The organism is Waterburya sp., from assembly GCF_058530065.1.
On the sequence record NZ_JBZNBU010000380.1, the window covers coordinates 1 to 5,368 of the forward strand.

General features: G+C 37.5%; 6 protein-coding genes. 2 read left to right on the forward strand and 4 right to left on the reverse strand.

Features of this window, described 5'->3' with window-relative positions:
* From AC33VI_RS22480 to dacB, 3 genes are all read right to left on the reverse strand, one after another.
* On the reverse strand, window positions 1-656 hold a 656-nt coding region (locus tag AC33VI_RS22480; RefSeq protein WP_491784497.1), incomplete at its 3' end, for an AAA family ATPase.
* 70 nt (window positions 657-726) lie between these two features.
* Window positions 727-1,077, reverse strand: coding sequence for a slr0373 family blue light stress response protein (locus AC33VI_RS22485; protein WP_491784498.1), 351 nt, complete (start codon window positions 1,075-1,077; stop codon window positions 727-729).
* 133 nt (window positions 1,078-1,210) lie between these two features.
* On the reverse strand, window positions 1,211-2,098 hold the full coding sequence (gene dacB, locus AC33VI_RS22490; RefSeq protein WP_491784499.1) for a D-alanyl-D-alanine carboxypeptidase/D-alanyl-D-alanine endopeptidase: 888 nt from the start codon (window positions 2,096-2,098) through the stop codon (window positions 1,211-1,213).
* Between the two features lie 588 nt (window positions 2,099-2,686).
* Between dacB and AC33VI_RS22495 the strand changes: the two genes are divergently transcribed.
* On the forward strand, window positions 2,687-3,622 hold the full coding sequence (locus AC33VI_RS22495) for a hypothetical protein (RefSeq protein WP_491784500.1): 936 nt from the start codon (window positions 2,687-2,689) through the stop codon (window positions 3,620-3,622).
* Between the two features lie 177 nt (window positions 3,623-3,799).
* Complete coding sequence (locus tag AC33VI_RS22500) at window positions 3,800-5,077, forward strand: efflux RND transporter periplasmic adaptor subunit (RefSeq protein WP_491784501.1); 1,278 nt, start codon at window positions 3,800-3,802, stop codon at window positions 5,075-5,077.
* Window positions 5,078-5,159: 82 nt separating this feature from the next.
* On the opposite strand, the gene AC33VI_RS22505 is transcribed toward AC33VI_RS22500, so the two are convergent.
* On the reverse strand, window positions 5,160-5,368 hold a 209-nt coding region (locus AC33VI_RS22505), incomplete at its 5' end, for a CHAT domain-containing protein (protein ID WP_491784502.1).

Below are 5,368 nucleotides of genomic sequence, written 5' to 3' on the forward strand. Positions count from 1 at the left end.
AAGATCCCATTACGGCGTATTAGCTGTTTCTTCTCTGAAAGAACTATATCAACTTCATCCCCAGTTAAATGACCAGCTTTAACTTGTGCCTTGCGATATACTTTTTCGGCTTCATCTTTGGTTAAGCCCAAAGCAGCTTTAAGCAACTTTTCCCTAGTCTCCGTATCTAAACGTTGAGTCTTACTTTCAGCAAGTCTAGAAGAAAGAACTTGATTTAACTCGCTTAAGTTGGGTAGTGGATAGTCTATAACTACAACTTCTTTTTCAAGCTCAATAGGTAATGTCTGAATGGGAGACATTAAGATAATAATTTTATCAGTACCTTTAAAGGCGGCGATCGCATCTCGCAACCATCTAGTTATTACTGGACCATCTATAAATGGATGGAGATCCTTGAAAATGTAGATACCATCTTCCTTTTGTCTGGTCGTCCATTCAATGGCAGCTTCTGGAGATACAGTGTTGTGCTGGGTTGAAGAGCGGGGTTGACCGTACTCTACCATGCCTCTAGTCACAGTCCAGACAAATACTCTTCGATGTTGAGTATTGTCCTTAGCAATTTTCTCAACTGCCTCTTCTGCTCTCTCCTCTTCTGGGGTAACTAAGTAGATTAAAGGGTATTGAGCCTTTACGAGAATATTTAGCTCTTCTTTCATATTATCGACCCTGCTGATTCTTAGACTTTTATAAAAACGATTTATTACACTCGGCTGTTGATAAACAAGCTTACATACAGGATACTAGTTCTTCCTCGCTTGATTCTCCAGAACCGTCTGGTCTGTCGGTCATTTTCAAGGAAATATCATCGGTAGTTTGACTGGCTTGGCTGCTTACTGATACTAGATTTCCATCTCTAACAACTAAAGCTTCCTCGCACTCAGGACAAAAATGCACTTGATGAGTTTTACCTCTGGCAGATGTCTCGATTTCCTCTACTTTCTCTGGATATTGCATATAGAAGGCGATCGCTTTTTCCACTAGAGCAGACATGGAATCTGCATCTATGGCAGCTTTTATTTTCAGTCTCCTGTGCAATTCTGGAGGGATGTATAAAGTTACTTTCTGCTTACTTTGCATATCACTAAATTTAAAAATTACCCGGGTATGTATGTAATGTATCGATTCCTATCTTGTCTGTCAAGACAGTAAGGCGTTATGACGGCATTATTGTAATAATGCTTAACATAAAGCCGATCAATAGTATTTTTTGTTACCGACAGTTATGGGGATTGCTCAATTGCAGCACAATTTCATCAATGGCTTTAACTGCGATATGACTAGCGCGATTGTTTGGTTGATTGGTGATAATGCTAAAGACAATCACTCCATATTCTGGATGATTGAGATAACCAGACAAAGCTTTGACTCCTTTTAGAGTGCCTGTTTTTGCCCTGACAGTACCCTCTGCTGTAGTGTGACGCAAGCGATTTTTCAGAGTGCCACTGATACCAGCAACGGGAAGAGATGCCAAGAAAATCTCATTACCTCTAGCGTGATACATAGCCCGTAAAGTAGAAACTAGTGTTCTGGGAGTTGCCAAATTGTTACGAGAAAGCCCCGAACCATCTCTCAGACGATAGCCATTGGTATCTACTCCCAAATTGCTGAGGGCTTGGTTTACCGATTGAGAGCCACCTAGATGTCTTAATAAAAGATTGGCATAAGCATTATTGCTTTTTAAATTAGTGACTTTAATCCAATCAGTAATAGATGTAGAGTAAATTCTGCCATCGGGATCGAGCTTTTGTAATGCAGCAGCCGTGACTAGAAGCTTGATATTAGAAGCGGGAACCATATAAGAATCTGGATTCAGACTATATATGTTGCTCCCTCCTAAAGATTGAACTGATATAGCCCACTTGCCATTGCTCAACTCCGTTCGCTGAATAATGCGATTGATAGATGACTCAATAGTATCCTCACATACTTCCAAATCATTTTGATTGGGGAGGGGCAACTGTAAATCTAATGTATCTAAAGTAGTACTTATCTTATTTACCCTTTCGGCAAGCCCAGGTTTAACCAACCAAAAATTGTTCAGACTCAAAAAAAGAATCAGGAAAGAAATACCCGATGGCAAACAGCTTAAGAATTTCATAAATTAGCCGTAAAAAAATTAAATTGAAAAGGATTGAAAATTTCGCTCAATAATTGAATCTCAGCCGTCTTATCTAGCAAGCAGGTTTTCTTTATTCGGAAAGAAGCGATCTTTAAAACCAAAAAATTTTCTACCAAGGTTGTAATCGATATTTCTTAGATTCGTCAAGTTCATTTTGCTATCTTTGGTTTTCCATTTTAGTCATCAAGAGAACTACAAGAAGCATTCTGTAATAATTACAGGCGGTTGAAGCTTGAGATTCGCCAAAATTTTTAAGCATTTATCAAGCAAATTTACAACAAAAAACTTAAACAAAGAAGACATTACAAAAATTATAATTATATAATGTTACAAGAGTCTATAAACTTATTTAATTTAGGGGAGCATTTACAAAGTTTTTGTAAAGACAACTCTATCTAATTTAAAGAATATGTATATCTGACAATATGATTGTTATACATATATAGACAAAAATATATTTTTATTTAAACCTCCAAGAGTTGTTTCAATTATATTGATATTTTTGAAAAACATTTTCCCTGGTAGAACTATGTTCTATTAGCTCGTCAAACTCTTATTAATATAATTATGAAAATATCAGCTAATAATTTATCTTATATTGCTCGTAAATTTAAAAACATTCCACAGAAATTAAAACGGGAATTTTATAAAATTCCTCCCTTACATAATATTAAAGAAGAAGCCTATCAAAAAGCAATCTTAAGTCATGCTAATTCTTTACCAGTCTTAGATGCCTCTTATCAAAAGATTCTAGACAAATTAAGGCAAGAAGGTACTTGTGTAATTCCTATTGAAGAATTAGGATTAGGTACTACAGATACTATGATGTCTACTGCCTTTATTTTAGCGGAAAATTTAAAAAAAATTAATGTTGAGTCAAATCAAGATAATGGCTGCGAAGTGGGTTCAGACCATAAAGATTTGAGAGAATTTACCGAAATGCTACTTTGGGCATTAGAACCAAAACTTCTAGATTTAATTGAAAACTATATTGGTTTGCCAATTTTATATCAAGGATTTGCCATGCGTAAAAGTCTTGCTGACGGTCAATATTCTGGGGTACGAAGATGGCATCTTGATTGGGAAGATCGTCGAATTATTAAAATAATTATTTATTTAAATAATGTTGTAGAGGAAGGAGGACCTTACAATTATGTATCTCGCCAATTAACTCCCGAAGCGATTAAAAAGTTAAATTATTATAATTTGGGCTATATTTCCGATGCAGAAATGGCATCAGCAGTACCTAGAGCGGAATGGAAAGCTTGTATAGCCCCCAAAGGTACGGTAGTAATTAGCGATACTAGTAGTGTTTTTCATCGCGCCCAACCACCTACAAAACATGAAAGATTTTCTATTACTTTTTGTTATACTTCAAAAATACCTCAAGTACTTTGGAATGGGAGAAAAATTTGTCCAGAACAGTGGGAAGATATCGATCGCCAGACAAATTTAAGACAAAAAAACTGTCTGCATAAAAAGCGTTTAGAGCAATTTATGTAAATCTTTAAATTATCTTTAGCTTATATAGAAAAAGACTGGCTGAGGTTTAAATAAAATTTAAAATTAAAGATTTTATCTAAAATAAAAGTTTTGTTTGCTCTTTTACTTTTTTGTAAAATTAGCTGAAATTTGTCTTTAATAGAAAATAGTCAGCAATAAAAAAGTAGCGGTAGTTTAATGAAGCAATTTAAAAAAGCGGAAAAATGGCAAGTAAATCTTAATTTAAGGTTTGTCGGGTTAATCATTGCTTCTAGCATCTCCTTTGGTTGTAGTCCAACCCCCAAGGCGACTGTGGCAACAAATGTGGGGAATTCACCTTTAACCCCAAGATTAACTAAAGTGGATGTTCAAATCGCCAATTTAGGTTACCTATCTTCGTTGCGTCAATACAGAGGAACGACTTTGCCCAGACAGGAAGTATCCTGGCGATCGCAGACAGAAGGAACTTTGCTAGATTTATTAGTTCGAGTGGGGGATAGAGTCGAGGGGGGTCAATCCCTCGGTCAATTAGACGATCGCCTTTTGTTAACTAATGTAGAAGGAAGGGCGGGAGAGCTAGCAGCTTTAGAATCGGAATTAGCTCGGGCAAAGATTCAAGTCAACAATGCTCGAATTCAGTTGGAAGAGGCTGAAATTCAATTGGAACAAGCAAGAAGTGAAGCCCTAAGATATCAAAATTTAGCAAAAACAGGACTGATCGCCCAACAACAAGCAGAATCCTTTGTTACTGCTGCCAGAATAGCTGAAAAAGCTTTATTAACTGCTCGCGAAGCCGTTAAATTGGAAGAACAAGCCGTGGCAATAGTGCGAAGTAGAATCGCCACTCAACGTTCGGCGATCGCCGAATCTCAGCAACGACAAGCTTATAGTCAGATAGTTGCGCCGATTAGTGGTGTTGTCACTGCTAGAGCCAAAGATCCTGGTAGTTTGGTTCGTGGGGGAGAGGAAGTGGTAACCATTGGCGATTTTAGTCAAATTAAAATTAATATTCCCCTTTCTGAGTTGGATTTGGGCAAAGTTAGCCTGGGACAACCAGTGCAAGTTAGTTTAGATGCTTTTGGCGATCGCATTTTTACGGGCAGGGTAAGCCGTATCGCACCCATCGCTAATTCTTCATCCCGCCAAATTCCTGTAGAAGTAACTATTGATAATTCTGACGGTCAAATTAAAGGGGGGTTACTGGCTAGAGTTAGTTTTGCTCCCAAGCAAGAGTCTCACATTATTTTGCCAGAGTCGGCTATTATTGAAGAAAATGAAGCCAACTATGTTTTTATCGTACCTCAAGATAATTCACCAGAAAGTAATGTAATTCGGCGTAAAGTTGTAGTTGGCGATCGCGCTAAGGGCAAAGTAGAGATTGTTGCGGGAATATCTCCAGGAGAAAGATATGTTTTGCGTAGCAGCAAGCCGTTACAAGATCGCGATCGAGTTGGTTTGAGTATTATTTCTCAATAGATTTTTAATGACACGCCCTAGTAATTTCTAGAGGGAAATTAAACGTTAATTATCGCGACGATAGCAAACGGCAACGCCACAATTATTTCCAATTACCGATAGTGACATAAGCCGACCAAAAGGCAGGGACTTGCCAATCTTTATCTGGTGTTTGCCAAAGCTTCATCTGGGCTAATCTTAATGCTTCTGCCTTAGTACGACCATTTTTAAATTCTTCATAAAAGTAGTTCATCAAGGTAGCGGTAGATTCGTCATCAACTCGCCACAAAGTGGCTAAAGTACTCAAAGCAC